The sequence below is a fragment of the Rheinheimera maricola genome, from assembly GCF_016918075.2.
In the GTDB taxonomy this organism is placed as follows: Bacteria; Pseudomonadota; Gammaproteobacteria; order Enterobacterales; family Alteromonadaceae; genus Alishewanella; species Alishewanella maricola_A.
On record NZ_JAERPS020000008.1, the window covers coordinates 45,319 to 61,488 of the forward strand.

Genomic DNA, 16,170 nt, shown 5'->3' on the forward strand with positions numbered 1-16,170 from the left:
TTGCAGCGAATACGTACAAAGGTTATAGTCCGGCGCAGCTATATAAAAACAATAAGGAAAATATATGCAACCGACCTTGCTCTCAACCACTATTGCACTGAGTTTCTCCCTGGTTGCTTTAGCCACTTCCGCCGCTGATGTTGTGCAGCCAGCACCGCTGGTGTCAATTGCCAGCCACGATGCCTATTTTGATAATTTGCGCGCACTCTGCGGTAAGGCCTTTGAGGGCACAGTGGTAATGGACAACCCAAAAAGTGACGGCTTTGACGCCCGGCTAGTTATGCATGTACGTCACTGTACAGACAGTCAATTACAGATCCCGTTCCATGTTGGTGACAATCATTCCCGCACCTGGATCATCACTAAAACCGGCTCTGGCCTGAGTTTAAAGCATGACCATCGTAATAAAGATGGTAGCCATGATGCCTCCACTATGTATGGCGGCCATACGCTGGATGCCGGCTGGCCGACAGTGCAGAGCTTTCCGGCCGACCAATACTCGAAAGAATTATTTGCCCGTTTAGGCAACCCACAATCTAATGGCAATACCTGGCAAATGTATATTTATCCTAAAACCTTTAGCTATCGGCTGGTACGCGACGGTCGTGAGTTTCGCGTTGACTTTGATTTAACCAAACCGGTGGCATTACCGCCGACGCCTTGGGGTTATAAAGACTAACCGCACTGCTACTGCGACCACTAAACTGGCCGCAAACTTTTTGCTGCGTTAAGATAACGTGCTTTTACACTAAACGCTGAGACTACAGCGATATATAACGATAAAAACCACGGAGTGACTATGATTACCCTTTCCAGGTTTACGCTACTTGCCGGCGCCTTAGCTGCAGGTACTTTACTAAGCGCGTGTTCAGAGCAACCCGCAGCGGTAAAAACGGCTGAGGTAACAGTACCAGAGCTAGCTGACACTGCCATTAAAAATACTGAATTGCAATTTGCCGACGTTAATCCACGCTTGGGCGAATACATTAAAACGCTGTCGTCAGACGAGTTTCAGGGCCGCGCTCCCGCCACTAAAGGCGAAGAGTTAACCGTAGCCTTTTTAGAAGACAACTTTCGCCGCATCGGCTTAAAGCCAATAGATGGCGACAGCTACAAACAGCCGGTATCGCTGGTACAAATTGACCCGAAACAAGTGTCAGCCATGAGCTTAAAAGGCGACAAGCTACCGGCGCAGTTTAACTACCGCGACGATATGACCGCCTGGACGACCCGGGTAACTGAACAGGTAGAGGTGACCGACAGTGAGATGGTGTTTGTTGGCTACGGCATTGTCGCACCGGAATACAACTGGAACGACTACGAAGGCTTAGATGTTAAAGGCAAAACCGTAGTAATGTTTGTTAACGATCCGGGCTTTGCCACTCAAGATCCTGAGTTATTTAACGGCAACGCAATGACGTACTATGGCCGCTGGACCTACAAATATGAAGAAGCCGCCCGTCAGGGCGCAGCTATGGCGCTTGTTATTCATGAAACCGATGCCGCCAGTTATGGCTGGGGCGTAGTCGCGCATGGCTCGCCAATTAAATTTGATTTAATCAACGAAAACAAAAACATGGACCGTGCCAAAGTTGAAGGATGGATCACCACTGAATCGGCCGAAAAGCTGTTTGCCAATATCGGCACCGATTTAGCCGCTATGCATAAAAAAGCGCTGGAAAAAGATTTTGCACCCATAGCGCTTAATGCCACTGCCTCGGTCAGTGTACAAAACAATTTGCGCGAGCTTACCTCCAGCAACGTGGTGGGTTATATCGAAGGCAGCAAATACCCGGATGAGTATGTGCTGTATATGGCACACTGGGATCACCTTGGCATGGATTTCTCCAACCCGGACAACAAGGTATTTAACGGCGCCCAGGACAATGCTTCCGGCACCGGTGGTTTACTGGCGCTGGCTGAATACTTTACGCAACAAGCAAAGCCTGAGCGTTCAGTAGTGTTTGTGGCAGTTACTGCCGAAGAGCGCGGCTTACTAGGATCAGCCTGGTATGCCGCTAACCCGGTGTTCCCGTTGGAAAAGACCGTCGTCGGTATCAATATGGACGTAATGAACGTTTACGGCCCGATGAAAGACATGGTCATTGTTGGTCTGGGTAACAACAACGCCGAAGACATTTTAATTAAATACACCGAACAACAAGGCCGCTATGCGGTACGCGAGCACAACCCGGAAGCGGGTATTGCTTATCGGTCAGATCACTTTAACCTGTCGAAAAAAGGCGTGCCTATTTTGTACGCTAAAGGCGGTAACGACCACTTTGAACTCGGTGCAGATTGGGGCAAAGCGCAGCGTGCTGAATATAATAAGTGCTGCTATCACAAAGTGGGCGATGAGTGGAATGACGCTTGGGACTTACGCGGCGCGCAGCAAGACCTGTTCCTGTTCTATCAGGTAGGTAACGAGCTGGCCAGCAGCCGCAGCTGGCCAAACTGGAACGAAGGCAATGAGTTCCGCGCCCTGCGCGATGCCTCAGCAGGTGCCCGCAAACAATAACTTGCCAGCCGTAACAGTGCTAAATAATACAAGGGCAGCGTTGGCTGCCCTTTTTTATGGCAACGTATTTTGCCGCGCAACAGCACGTTAAACAACGTGATATATTCATTGTATATTCAGTAGCTTCGGTTTAGTGTCGGCTTAACAACCTAAAGGATTACCTATGCGTCGCTGGCAAAAAGTGCTGCTTACAGCTTCAGCCTTGTTATTGCTGTTAACAGCAAGCGCGTATTGGTATCTGCAAAAAACGCTTGCCGCCCTGCCGCTGAACAACCTGCAATACCAAATCAGCAGCTTTAGCCTGCGTCAACTAAACCTTAGCCAGGTAAGTTTTAGCCTTGAGCAACCCAATGTGCAGGTTCAGCTTAACGATATCCGGCTTAACTGGCGCTTTGCTGAAGCTAAATTGACCGCAATACACTTGGGCAGCGGCAGTATAAATGTACTCACCTGGCCCACGACCACCGATAACAATACAAATAACAGTTCAGCGCCAGCTACGCTTAAACTGCCCAGCAATTGGCAACTGCCGGCTGCGTTACCTGACAACGTAAATCTCGACGCGTTGAGCGTACAACTGCCGTGCGGCCAACAACGTTGCCGTTATCTATTGTCGGCGGCACTTGGCAATACTGCGCAACAACTGCAATATCAGCTAACACTGGTAGACAGCAATACGGCCGATACACCGCGTATAAGCCTTAGCGGCGATTACCGCACCGTGCAACAGCTGCCGCAATTGAACGCTAACCTTAGGTTTGATAACAACAGTCAAATAGAATTGCATCAACAGCTTAGCGGCCAGGACGATATTAACGCCAGCGGCGAGCTGACCTTGGTTATAGCACCGCCCTCACCTTGGTTGCTACAGCAACTTTCCTTGTGGCAAGTTGCAATACCCGAGTCGGCTTTAGCACGCTTTACTACACCGGTAACTGCGCATAGCAACTGGCAGCTGCAACTGCCCAAGCAACCTACGCTGGCAAATATTGCCGCACAGGCGAGTGGCAACTGGCAATTGTTTGTTGAGCTACCGTCACCGCTTTCACTGCCCGGCATAGGTCAACTACAAGGCAGTGTCAAGGCAGAGCTGGGCTTAGTGCAAGGCGAACTCAGCCGTTATCAGCTTGATAGTAAATTACAGTTAGCCCAGCCGCAGTTCCCGGCAGAATTAGTGCAATTGGGCATTCATAGCAATGTAGTGAATATAACGCTGTCTGCTGATGGCCAAAACCAGCCTCAGCTCACTGCCCTGCCACTGCGTATAGCCATGTCCACTGAAGGTGCGACCACGCTAAGTTTATCTGGCGATGCCACACTAAATCTAACGCCACCACTCAGCGCTCAGCTTCGCAATGCCAAACTGGACATAGTACAGCAACAATTAACGCCCAGCGCTGACATCAGACTGGATAAACTAACACTTAGCAGCCAATTTAATGCTTACTGGCTAGCTGATCGCTGGCAACTGGATCTACAAAACGGCCACAGCACTATTGCCAAGCTAAACGCCGCGGATATTTCAGCGCAGAATATAAACCTGACGTTAGGCAGCAGCCGTGTCAGCGGCGACAAGGCATTCACTAACATCCAGCTATCTTCTGAGCCAAAGCTTAGCCTAAGCGGGCTCACACACTCAGAGTTAAAGCCGTTAAATTGGCAATGGCAAGGTAAGCTAGCTGGCACCACAAACGCATTGAGTATAGATGGCAAACTTAGCAACAGCACTAGCCTGACTATTAACCACCAGCTGCGTTATAAACCGGACAACACAAAGCTTAGCTGGCAGTTAGACGACATGTTTTTACTGGCAGGCAACCCGCTAGCAGGCACTATCACCGCCTGGCCAGCGCTACTAGAACTTAACCGCGGCAGGCTGAGCGCAAACGGCGAACTGACACTGCTTCCGACGGTAACTGTTGATGCAACGCTAGTGCTATCGGGTGTAAATGGTATTTATGATCGCAGTTTGTTTAAAGATTTAGCCGGCACACTGCAGCTGCAGTATCATCACGATAACCTGCAGCTGAGCACCGAAAAGCTGCAAATTGCAGAAATTAACCATGGCATAGTCGCTGGGCCATTAACACTCAGTGCAGAGTATAAAGCCAATCGCGATGCTACCACATCCGGTAAACTGACGGTTGAACATCTGCAGTTGCAAGCAATGGGTGGGCAGGTACGCTTGCAACCACAAATACTAGATCTGGCGTTGGCGGAACAAAAGATACAACTCGAGCTAACCAGCATAGACATCAGCCAAATACTGCAACAACACCCCAGTAGCGATATCAGTGGTAACGGCCGCATCTCAGGTACTATTCCGGTATTATTGGCACGCAACGGCGTCAGTGTAGAGCGAGGTTTTATCGCAGCCGAAAGTCCCGGCGGTAAATTGCAATACCGCCCGCCTACTGCGCAAAGCATGGCTGCAACTAATCCGGGTATGAAGGTAGTACTGGACGCGCTGGACGATTTTCACTACTCGGTGCTGTCCAGTAATGTTAGCTATGATACTAACGGTAAATTATTACTGGCGTTGCAACTGCAGGGGCGCAATCCGGCGCTGGAGGCCGGCCGACCAATCAATTTAACGATCAATCTGGAAGAAGATATACCGGCACTTATCACCAGCTTGCAACTTAGCAGCCAAATTAGTGACAAAATAAAACAGCGAGTGCAACAGAAACTACAACAGTCAGGCGCAAAACGCGTTAACGGAGTGAAACCATGATCAAACAATTGGGCAGTACAGCCATGCTGACACTGTTTCTTGCGGCTTGCACGCCCAAGGTACAAGTGGCATTGCCATCGGAGCCAATCAACATCAATCTGAACGTAAAAATTCAGCATGAAATTTATATCAAGGTCGATAAGCAGCTGGATGAGTTATTCAGTGACGACAGTGGTTTATTCTAAGGAGCACACTATGAAACTGGTCAAACATATCAAGCTGTTACTATTACCTGCCTTGTTCGCACTAAGTCTGCCGGTGTTGGCGATGAATTTACAACAAGCGATGGCCGCCCTGGGCCCTGCTAAAGCCCAGGGATTGGTAGGTGAGCAAGCCAATGGCTACCTCGGCGTAGTACAAAACAGTGCCGACACCGCCGACATTGTAAAACTGATTAATGATGCGCGACGCGCGGAGTATGCCCGGCTGGCACAGCAAAATAATATCGCTGTTGCCGATGTTGAAGCCATGGCGGGCAAAAAAGCACTGGAGCGCACCAGTGCTGGCCATTTTATTTTACTGGACGGTAACTGGGTAAAAAAACCCTGATCGCTGTTGCTATTTAGCGCTCGAATGTAGCCAGCTTCAGCTATGCTGATAAAGGCATTGTTTTATCAGGTAAATATCATTGTATAAACTGTTAGGTATGGTGCTTTTGATCAACACGGCTCTGGCCGCTGAGCCAGAGCCGTTTGACATCATGGTGCATGAAATAGAAAGCGGACAACGCTACTTCTTTTCTATTGCCGATTATAAGACAGCACTGCTCGAATTAGAGGCCGCTTTGCCACCCGGCGACACCGAGCGCCAGCATATGTTAGACCGTTTACGCTGTCAGCTTGGTTATTCTGCTGATGCGATAGCCGGTATTGCCTACAGCGATACCAAAATACAACAAGCCAAACAACGCAATGACCATGCAGCGCTATCAGACTACTATGTTTGCCGCTACTACCTTTACAGCCAGTTAGGCCAGACACAGCTTGCCGAACAACAGGTACAGCTTAGCTATCAGGCTGCCAGTGACAGCGAAGATCCGCTTAGCATTGCTATTAGTTTAAGTTTACTTGGCAATATTGCCTCCTACCGCGGTAATTATGCCGATGCCATGCAACACTATGTCATGGCCTATCAGCTGCAACGTGGCCTGGGTTACAAACCCTATATCAGTGATTTAGTCATGGCTATCGCAGCCACCTATCGCCGGATGGGGCTGTATCAGGATGCACTGAGCTATATCGAGCAAGCCGAGCTGGAGTTTAACCAACCAGATGAAAAGTTTCGCAATGCGCTGATTATGCATGAAAAAGCCTACTCATATGCCGAACTTGGGCAATTCGAGCAGGCATTAAGCTTGTTTGAACAAGCAATGACAGTATACCAACAGCTAGACGAACCGTTATGGCGCACCTATTCCAAGGTCAATATGGTATGGATTTACAATCTGCTGCAGCGCTACCCTGAAGCCCTGCAACTGGCAACAGAAGCTAAAGCAGAACTTAGCCAGCTTAACGCACCTGATCTATCTGCGCTGGCAACTTATCAGGGCCTACTGGCGCTATACACTGCTGAAGCACTGGTGGCGACAGGCGAAGCAGAACAAGCACTGGACAAATTAGCAGAAGCAGAGCAGCAACTGCAGATAGACAATAACCCGCGCTATATGCTGTTGCTTTACAACGCTAAAGCCACCGCACTGGCAGAAACAGAACAGTACCGTCAGGCATATCAGCAGTTACGTCAATATGTTGGCCTTAATCACCAACAGCTGCAGTTATCTCGCGAACAGCAAAGTAATGTATTGCGCTTCCAGTTTGACTCCGTCCGCCAGCAAGAACGCAACAAACAACTCGAAGCAGAGAAACAATTGGCCCAGCAACATGTCAGTACCTTGCAGTTGGCACAGCGCTGGCAATATGCCGCCTTAACACTAATCGTATTGCTGGTGATTATTCTACTAGCCTTTGCCGTATCATTGAAAAAACGCAACCGTAAACTGCATCGATTAGCTATGACCGATGAGCTGACACAGATTGCTAACCGTCGGCGCATTATGATGCAGGCAGATAAAGAACGGGTTAAAGCAATAGACACGTTAGAGCCGCTGTGTTTTTTAATTCTGGATTTGGACCATTTTAAACAAATTAACGACCGTTATGGCCATGACACCGGCGATACCGTGTTGCAACAAATGTGTATGACAGTCGCCGCAATGCTGCGCGAACAAGACCATTTTGGCCGCACGGGCGGCGAGGAATTTTTAATTGTCCTGCCCAATACTGACGCAGAGCAGGCGGTAATCATTGCAGAGCGGCTGCGGCTGGCCATCGCAGCCATTCGCTTTGCCGACGGACCGCAAGCGCTTAATATCACCTGCAGCCTGGGCGTATCACAAATTCTACCGGACGAAGCACTAAATACTAGCCTAGCACGCGCCGACGATGCGTTATATCAGGCCAAAGCGGCAGGGCGTAACCGGGTGGTTGTCAGCCCAGAGTCAGATTAGCCTTATCTGTCTGGCTTAAAATAGCAAAGCGGCTTTAAGCTGCTTTGCTATTTTTAAGATGATGATATTACGCAATGACAGTGCGCTTGCTATGTGCAGTTGCCAAACCAATTAAACACAACACAGCAATAACCACACCTATTGGCTGGCTGTAAGTCGATGGTAAGTTTAAGCCAATACCGGCAGTTGCAATATACGCCACTGTTATAGCCGTACCAATTACGGCAGGGATACTGGTAATCCAATGGAAGGTACCTCTGTCGAATAAGTACTTAGTCGCCAGCCATAACACACTGGTTGACAGCAACATGTTAGAGAAAGCGAAATAACGCCAGATCAATGAGAAATCGAGGAAGGTCATTAAATACGCTATACCCAACAACGGCACTGCCAAGGCCAACCGATGCTTGGTAGTTTGTGAAATGTTAAACGCATCCATAATAGTTAAACGTAATGAGCGAAAAGCTGTATCACCAGAGGTAATCGGGAATATCGCCACCGCAAGAATAGCCATTACACCACCAAATACGCCAAGATAGCTGTTAGCAATATGGTTAACCACTAGGCCTGGTCCACCTTGCGCTAACATGGCTTTCAATTCTACATAACCACCCGGAAATGCCGCCATGCCCGCTAATGCCCATACACAAGCCACGATGCCTTCACACATCATTGCACCGTAGAACACCGGACGGGCATATTTCTCGTTGGTCAAACAACGGGCAATCATCGGCGATTGGGTAGAATGAAAACCACTTATGGCACCACAGGTTATTGTTAGAAACAGCAATGGCCAAATAGGTGCACCGTCTGGATTTGGCTGCAAAAAATCGCTATGTTCATGCGCGTCAAAATAGGCAAAAACGTCATTTACCGGCGGTAAATGTGGCGCATCCATCAATATGGCAATAGCAATTAAGCTGGTCATCACAATCATTAGGGCACCAAACACCGGGTATAACTTGGTAATTATTTTATCTATTGGCAATAAGGTTGCTAAAAAGTAATAGGCTAAAATGACTAACACCCAAAATGTATTGCCAGCTAATATTGTTCCTTCGAAAAAAGATAAATTACTTAATAGCCCTGCCGGGCTCATAATAAATACCACGCCGACAAAAAATAGCAGCATGGCGGTAAATACCAGCATAACTCCTTTAAAAATAACATTGTAATAATGACCGGCAATTTCAGGTAAACTTTTGCCATCTTCTTTCAGGCTCATCACACCCGAAAAATAGTCGTGTACTGCCCCACCGACAACATTACCAATAACAATCCAAACTAACGCGACCGGGCCATACACAGCACCCAATATAGGACCAAAAATAGGGCCAACACCGGCAACGTTCAGAAACTGTATTAAAAAAGCTTTTACGGGATGAATCGGGACATAATCAACCCCATCGTGCAGGCGTTCTTGTGGTGTTACAGCCTGAATGTCTATTCCGGCCTGTTTTTCAACAAATGGACTATATAGTTTGTAACCGAGAATAAGTATCGTGATACTGATAAAGAAGAGTAGCATTACGCAGGTCCTTCATTTTATTTGTATTTTAACTGCCAGCTTAAAGCAAAGCAGGCAATATTAGGTAAACCTCAGCAGCTTAGCATGGACATTTTTTCCATCATACTAGCCTATAGTCTAAGTGAAAGATGAGTTGCGACCGCCAACATCAAATAAAAAATATTATTCGGTTTCTCGCTAAAGCAGCCGAAATGTTGCAGCTCGGAACTAATTGCTATTTGTTAACAGGCGGCTGTATCGCTGCTTTGACAGCGTGACTAAAAAATTAGCTAACAACAACATTTTTTTTCCTGCAAAACGTTTTGAAATCCTGTATATTACCGCACTATTTTCAAACCCTAGCTTATAGAGACTACTATGTCAGCAGATTTATCCTTATACAGAAACATTGGTATCTTCGCGCACGTTGATGCCGGCAAAACTACTACTACCGAGCGTATCCTGAAACTGACCGGTAAAATCCATAAGTTAGGTGAAGTTCACGAAGGTGAATCAACTACCGACTTCATGGAACAGGAAGCAGAGCGCGGTATTACTATCCAATCAGCAGCGGTTAGCTGTTTCTGGAAAGGCTACCGTTTTAACGTTATTGATACCCCGGGCCACGTTGACTTTACTGTTGAAGTTTACCGTTCACTGAAAGTATTAGATGGCGGTATCGGCGTATTCTGTGGTTCAGGCGGTGTTGAGCCTCAGTCAGAAACCAACTGGCGCTACGCGAACGACGCTGAAGTATCACGTCTTATTTTCGTAAACAAGCTGGACCGTATCGGTGCAGACTTTATCCGCGTAACCGAACAGGTTAAGAAAGTATTAGGTGCTAACCCACTTATCATGACCTTACCTATCGGCCGTGAAGATACGTTCTCTGGTGTTGTTGACCTTTTAACCCAAAAAGCTTACGTGTGGGATGAAACTGGCCAGCCAGAAAACTATACCGTAACAGACGTACCAGCTGACATGGCTGACGACGTTGAAATGTATCGTCAACAGATGATCGAAACTGCTGTTGAGCAAGACGACGACCTGTTAATGGCATACATGGAAGGTGAAGAGCCTTCAATCGAAGACATCAAGCGTTGTATCCGTAAAGGTACACGTGACCTGGCATTCTTCCCAACATACTGTGGTTCAGCCTTTAAAAACAAAGGCATGCAGTTACTGTTAGACGCCGTTGTCGATTATCTGCCAAGCCCAACTGAAGTAATTCCTCAACCACTGACTGACGAAGAAGGTAACGAGAACGGCCAGTTTGCAGTTGTTTCTGCTGACGAGCCATTCCGCGCTTTAGCGTTCAAAATCATGGATGACCGTTTCGGCGCTCTGACCTTCGTACGTGTTTACTCAGGTGTACTGAACAAGGGTGATACCATCCTGAACTCTTTCACAGGTAAAACCGAGCGTATCGGCCGTATGGTTGAAATGTATGCCAATGACCGTATCGACCTGACTTCAGCTCAGGCCGGTGACATCATTGCTCTGGTTGGTATGAAGAACAACACCCAGACTGGCCACACGCTGTGTGATCCTAAGCACCCTTGTACGCTTGAGCCAATGGTATTCCCAGAGCCGGTAATCTCTATCTCTGTTACGCCAAAAGACAAAGGTTCAGTTGAGAAGATGGGTATCGCTATCGGTAAGATGGTGGCTGAAGATCCAACTTTCCGTGTTGAAACTGATGTTGACTCAGGTGAAACCATCCTTAAAGGTATGGGCGAATTACACTTAGATATCAAAGTAGACATCTTAAAACGTACTTACGGCGTTGAGTTAGTTGTAGGCCAGCCACAGGTTGCATACCGCGAAACTATTACCCGTGAAATCGAAGACAGCTACACCCATAAGAAGCAATCTGGTGGTTCAGGTCAGTACGGTAAAATCGATTACCGCATTCGTCCGGGCGAGCAGAACTCAGGCTTCACGTTCAAATCAACTGTTGTTGGTGGTAGCGTACCAAAAGAATTTATGCCGGCAATCGAAAAAGGCTTCGAGTCTATGATGTCAACCGGTACTCTGGCTGGCTTCCCGGTATTAGACGTTGAAGTTGAAGTATTCGACGGTGGTTTCCACGCTGTTGACTCATCAGCTATCGCTTTCGAAATCGCGGCTAAAGGCGCTTTCCGTCAGTCAATTCCAAAAGCTGGCGCGCAACTGCTTGAGCCAATCATGAAAGTTGACGTGTTTACCCCGGAAGATCACGTAGGTGATGTTATCGGTGACTTAAACCGTCGTCGCGGCATGATCTCTGGTCAGGAAGCCGGTGTTACTGGTGTACGTATCAAAGCTGACGTACCACTTTCAGAAATGTTCGGTTACATCAGTACACTGCGTACTATGACGTCAGGCCGTGGTCAGTTCTCTATGGAGTTCTCACACTACTCACCGTGTCCGTCAAACGTGTCTGAAGCCGTAATTACTAAAGAAAAAGAAAAGAAAGCCGCTGCTGCTAAAAACTAAGCTGTAGTCAATGATAAAAGCCTCGCCGGTGCAAACCAGCGGGGCTTTTTTTTGTTTGTTTTTTCAGAATTGGAATTTCACCTAGGTTAATTTTTGCTATTGTTGAAAAATCCTACTTTCCATAACTAAATGTTGATCTAAATCTTGTTTTATTAAAAATAGATCAGTTCTAGCAATTAAAAGCCGCCCCTTTTCAGTAACATGAGCTATTGTCATTACTTCGGTATCTCTATTAACTTGAATTGTTTTTTGTGAGTATAAGTATGAAGACAATGATCCAAAATGCGACCAATCTACCCAGTATCCCCAAAGTTATCCAAGAACTTATCGCTTCATTAAATAATCCGAATTTTAGCAGTAATCAAGTTGGTCAAATTATTGGTAATGATCAGGCTATAACTGCAAAGGTATTAAGAGTTGCAAATTCTGTGCGTTATGGTGGCCATCGTAAAGTAGGCTCAATTAAAGATGCGGTAGTAATAATGGGCATCGACGCTCTGCGTACACTGGTATTTGCCATTGGTTTTACCGGCAATATAAAGGCGCCGGAAGGTTTTGATATTAATGCATTCTGGTTACGCTCTTTTAAAATAGCCAATAGAAGTAAGTGGTTAGCTAAACATCTTAAAGCTGATGCCGAAATTGCCTATACCTGTGGCTTGCTGCATGCCATAGGTGAGTATCTGATCCATGTAATTAAACCTGAACAAGCCATTTTGATTGATCAGCGGGTAAACACCGGCGAGTCTCGTTCGCGTTTAGAGCAAGAATTATTGGGGTTTGACTACACTCAAGCGGGAAGTGAGCTGGCGGAACATTGGTATTTTCCGGCAGATATCGTCAAAGCAATACGCTGGCAAGAAAACCCTCTGGCTGCGCCAGAATTATCGCCTTATGCATGCTGCCTGCACTTGGCGCACTACATGACTGATCATCAGCCAAAAATCCGTGAGGGAAACTTTGACGATTTCCCGGTTAAACTGGCGCATGCCATCGGCCTTAAGTTATCGGATATTTTTCCATTATTGCAAAGCGCGCCTGATTTAGATGACGGCATAGCTGATCTATTGCACTAAGTATTTTCAGACACGGCAGCTAATAGCTGCCGCCTTAGTAGATATTTTACAACAAGGTCTTTATTGCTGAGTTTAGCCCATCTAATGTCAGCGGGAACATCCGCCTTTGCATTAACTGCTCGATGATGCCTATCGAGTAGTAATGCGACCACCAGTGCACGGGTTGTGGGTTTAACCACACAGCCTTAGGAAACTGGTTCAATAAACGCTGCAACCAGACTTTCCCCGGCAGCTCATTGAAGTGCTCTACACTGCCACCTGGGTATTCAATCTCGTAAGGCCCCATGGTCGCATCACCGACAAAGATCAGTTTATAATCACTGCCAAAGGTATGAATAATATCATCTACTTTTACCTTTTCGGTATAACGACGCTTACTGTCACGCCATACACCTTCATACACGCAGTTATGAAAGTAGAAAAACTGCAGCTGTTTAAATTCGCTTTTTACCGCAGCAAATAACTTTTGGCATTGCTCGATATGGTCGTCCATCGAGCCGCCCACATCAAAAAACACCAGCAACTTAATGGCATTGTGCCGCTCGCGCATAAAACGTAAATCCAACCAGCCGGCCTGCTCAGAAGTGGCCTGAATAGTACCGTGTAAGTCCAGCTCGGTTTGTGCGCCGCTGCGGGCAAATTTACGCAGCTGTTTCAGTGCCAGTTTAATACTGCGGTTGTTAAGTTCGCTGTCGGTGTCTAAATCTTTAAATTCGCGTTTATCCCACACCTTTACCGCACGGCGCGCACCACTGCCCTGCTGGCCAATACGCACGCCTTCCGGGTTATACCCATGAGCGCCAAAAGGTGAGGTACCGGAGGTGCCAATCCATTTATTGCCACCGCTGTGTTTTTTCTGCTGCTCGGCTAAACGTTCACGCAGCGTTTGCAGCAGTTTATCCAGCCCGCCTAATGCCTGCAGCTTGGCTTTGTCTTCCTCGCTGAGTTTACGCAGCATGTCCGGCACCAGCCACTCTGGCGGAATGCTGGCAGCGATGTCTACCTGCGCTACCCCCTCAAAGTAATCGGCAAAGGCGCGGTCGAATTTGTCGTATTGAGTTTCATCTTTTACCAAACATAGTCTGGACAACTGATAAAAAGCTTCAGTGTCGGCGAAAATCACCTGTTGTTTTAACGCATTAAGTAAATCCAGCAGTTCGGTAATGCTGGTTTTCAAGCCGTATTTGCGCAAGGTAAAAAAGAAATCAATTAGCATATTGCTTGCTCAGTTAAATTGGGCTTGCTCATGCTGCAGGGCGAGACTGGAAACTCGTTTTGGTCGGCGCAGAGTGTCTGAGCGCAGGCGCCAGCCGCAGCGAGTTGCTGCGACGAGCCAAAAGGAGTATTACAGTCGACCCCGAAGAATACTGCAGAAGACCTCAACATTCTTTAGCGCCCTTGCCTTTTCGCCAAAAATGCCAGTTTTTCTACTAGTGCCACATCCTGCTCGTTTTTAAGTAAGGCACCAAACATCGGCATTAGGCCGCCTTTCTGCTGTTTATCGGTTAATACCTCAGCCGGAATATCTTCAGCCAGTAACAGCTTTAACCAGTCAAGCAACTCCGAGGTTGACGGTTTTTTCTTTAAGCCCGGCAGCTCGCGCAGCTCAAAAAACACCTCCAGCGCTGTGCTTAACAGCTGCTGCTGAATATGTGGGTAATGTACGTCAACAATAGCGCGCAAGGTATCGGCATCCGGAAAACGGATATAGTGAAAAAAGCAGCGGCGTAAAAACGCATCCGGCAGCTCTTTGTCGTTATTTGAGGTAATAATCACGATTGGCCGCTCAACGGCAGCGATATGCTCGCCGGTTTCATGCACGTAAAACGCCATCCGGTCCAGTTCGTGCAGTAAATCGTTAGGAAACTCAATATCGGCTTTGTCTATTTCGTCTATTAGCAGTACCGGGCGTTTAGCCGCGGTAAACGCCTGCCACAATTTACCTGGCCGGATATAGTTATTAATGTCATGTACCTTATCGCTGCCCAGCTGGCTGTCGCGCAGGCGCGACACCGCATCGTACTCGTACAGGCCGTGCTGTGCTTTGGTGGTCGATTTTATATGCCACTGAATAATCTCTGTACCCAGGCTTGCTGCCAATTCTTCAGCCAGTCGTGTTTTACCGGTGCCAGGCTCGCCTTTTATCAGCAGCGGTTTTTCCAGCGTTACCGCGGCATTTACCGCTAATGCCAGTTCATCAGACACGATATAGTTGTCGGTGCTTACAAAGGCCATAAGTCCCCTCTATGCTTAGTGTTTAAACCCAACGCTGTTGTGGTAAAACGTAATATCTTATAGCCAAAAGCTACTGTAATTTTTGCCACGCTGGCGTATTCTTATAACCAATTTATCGTAAACGGAGTTTTTTTATGGCAAACGTCTATGCAGACAACTCATTGTCTATCGGCCGCACCCCGCTGGTCAAATTAAACCGGACCATTGAAGGCGGCGCTAATGTTTACGCCAAGATTGAAGCGCGTAACCCCAGCTTCAGTGTAAAATGCCGTTTGGGCGCAGCACTGATATGGGATGCCGAGAAAAACGGTACCTTAACGGCAGACAAAGAAATTGTCGAGCCTACCTCAGGCAATACCGGTATTGCCCTGGCATTTGTTGCTGCCAGCCGTGGTTATAAGCTTACACTTACCATGCCAGCCACTATGAGCTTAGAGCGACGTAAGCTGTTAAAAGCCTTAGGCGCCAATTTAGTGCTGACCGAAGGCCCTAAAGGTATGAAAGGCGCGATTGAAAAAGCCAAAGAAATTCAGGCATCTAACCCGGATAAATATTTAATTTTGGGCCAGTTTGAAAACCCGGCTAACCCGCAAATTCACTTTGATACCACCGGGCCGGAAATTTTTAATGATTTAGACGGTAAAGTGGATATTTTTGTCGCCGGCGTCGGCACCGGCGGTACTATTACCGGTGTTAGCCGTTATCTGAAAAACGAGAAGAAGCTGCCGCTGTTAAGCGTGGCGGTAGAGCCGGCAGAATCACCGGTAATCACTCAGGCCAAAGCCGGTGAAGAGCTAAAACCTGGCCCGCATAAAATTCAGGGCATTGGTGCCGGTTTTATCCCAGGCAACCTCGATTTAGCCTTAGTCGATGAAGTTGAGCGCGTTACCAGCGAGGAGGCTATTGCCGGCGCCCATCGTTTAATGCGCGAAGAAGGTATTCTGGCCGGTATTTCGTCCGGTGCAGCGCTGGTAGCCGCCCAACGTTTAGCGTTAAAACCGGAAAATGCCGGCAAAAATATCGTGGTTATTCTGGCTAGCGCCGCCGAGCGTTACTTAACCAGCCCACTATTTGCTGAAGTATTTACTGAGCAGGAATTACAAGCTTAATCAAAAT

The 16,170-nt window shown here is 47.5% G+C and carries 12 protein-coding genes; 9 read left to right on the top strand and 3 right to left on the bottom strand.

What is annotated here, in order from left to right:
- The first annotated feature begins 64 nt into the window (after positions 1-64).
- The 6 genes from I4W93_RS18570 to I4W93_RS18595 all read left to right on the top strand — a co-directional run bounded on the left by I4W93_RS18570 (position 65) and on the right by I4W93_RS18595 (position 7,758).
- Entirely contained in the window at positions 65-679 is a 615-nt protein-coding gene (locus I4W93_RS18570) for a hypothetical protein (RefSeq protein WP_205313049.1), read from the top strand.
- Positions 680-799: 120 nt separating this feature from the next.
- Entirely contained in the window at positions 800-2,518 is a 1,719-nt protein-coding gene (locus tag I4W93_RS18575) for a M28 family metallopeptidase (RefSeq protein ID WP_205313051.1), read from the top strand.
- Between the two features lie 163 nt (positions 2,519-2,681).
- Positions 2,682-5,252 carry an intermembrane phospholipid transport YdbH family protein gene (locus I4W93_RS18580; protein ID WP_205313053.1) on the top strand — a complete coding sequence of 857 codons (2,571 nt, stop codon included), beginning with the start codon at positions 2,682-2,684 and terminating at the stop codon, positions 5,250-5,252.
- Positions 5,249-5,437 (top strand): YnbE family lipoprotein, encoded by a 189-nt coding sequence (locus I4W93_RS18585; protein WP_205313056.1) that lies wholly within the window; start codon positions 5,249-5,251, stop codon positions 5,435-5,437. Before I4W93_RS18580 ends, I4W93_RS18585 begins: the two co-directional genes overlap by 4 nt.
- 10 nt (positions 5,438-5,447) lie before the next feature.
- Positions 5,448-5,801, top strand: coding sequence for a YdbL family probable chaperone protein (locus I4W93_RS18590; protein ID WP_205313058.1), 354 nt, complete (start codon positions 5,448-5,450; stop codon positions 5,799-5,801).
- A gap of 79 nt (positions 5,802-5,880) precedes the next feature.
- On the top strand, positions 5,881-7,758 hold the full coding sequence (locus tag I4W93_RS18595; RefSeq protein WP_205313061.1) for a tetratricopeptide repeat-containing diguanylate cyclase: 1,878 nt from the start codon (positions 5,881-5,883) through the stop codon (positions 7,756-7,758).
- 67 nt (positions 7,759-7,825) lie between these two features.
- Here I4W93_RS18595 and I4W93_RS18600 read toward each other — a convergent pair whose 3' ends face one another.
- Positions 7,826-9,286, bottom strand: coding sequence for a carbon starvation CstA family protein (locus I4W93_RS18600; RefSeq protein ID WP_205313063.1), 1,461 nt, complete (start codon positions 9,284-9,286; stop codon positions 7,826-7,828).
- Between the two features lie 357 nt (positions 9,287-9,643).
- Between I4W93_RS18600 and fusA the strand changes: the two genes are divergently transcribed.
- Together fusA and I4W93_RS18610 are read left to right on the top strand one after the other, a co-directional pair.
- Positions 9,644-11,743: an elongation factor G gene (fusA, locus tag I4W93_RS18605; RefSeq protein WP_205313065.1), complete on the top strand. Its 2,100-nt coding sequence runs from the start codon at positions 9,644-9,646 to the stop codon at positions 11,741-11,743.
- Positions 11,744-12,006: 263 nt separating this feature from the next.
- Positions 12,007-12,819, top strand: a complete 813-nt coding sequence (locus I4W93_RS18610; RefSeq protein WP_205313067.1) for an HDOD domain-containing protein — start codon at positions 12,007-12,009, stop codon at positions 12,817-12,819.
- Positions 12,820-12,865: 46 nt separating this feature from the next.
- Here I4W93_RS18610 and I4W93_RS18615 read toward each other — a convergent pair whose 3' ends face one another.
- Both I4W93_RS18615 and I4W93_RS18620 read right to left on the bottom strand, forming a co-directional pair.
- Positions 12,866-14,035 (bottom strand): vWA domain-containing protein, encoded by a 1,170-nt coding sequence (locus I4W93_RS18615; protein ID WP_205313070.1) that lies wholly within the window; start codon positions 14,033-14,035, stop codon positions 12,866-12,868.
- A 173-nt stretch (positions 14,036-14,208) separates the two neighbouring features.
- Positions 14,209-15,054: an AAA family ATPase gene (locus tag I4W93_RS18620; protein ID WP_205313078.1), complete on the bottom strand. Its 846-nt coding sequence runs from the start codon at positions 15,052-15,054 to the stop codon at positions 14,209-14,211.
- 134 nt (positions 15,055-15,188) lie between these two features.
- On the opposite strand from I4W93_RS18620, the gene cysK reads away from it, so the two are divergent.
- Positions 15,189-16,163, top strand: a complete 975-nt coding sequence (cysK, locus tag I4W93_RS18625; protein WP_205313085.1) for a cysteine synthase A — start codon at positions 15,189-15,191, stop codon at positions 16,161-16,163.
- The last annotated feature ends 7 nt before the right edge of the window (positions 16,164-16,170 follow it).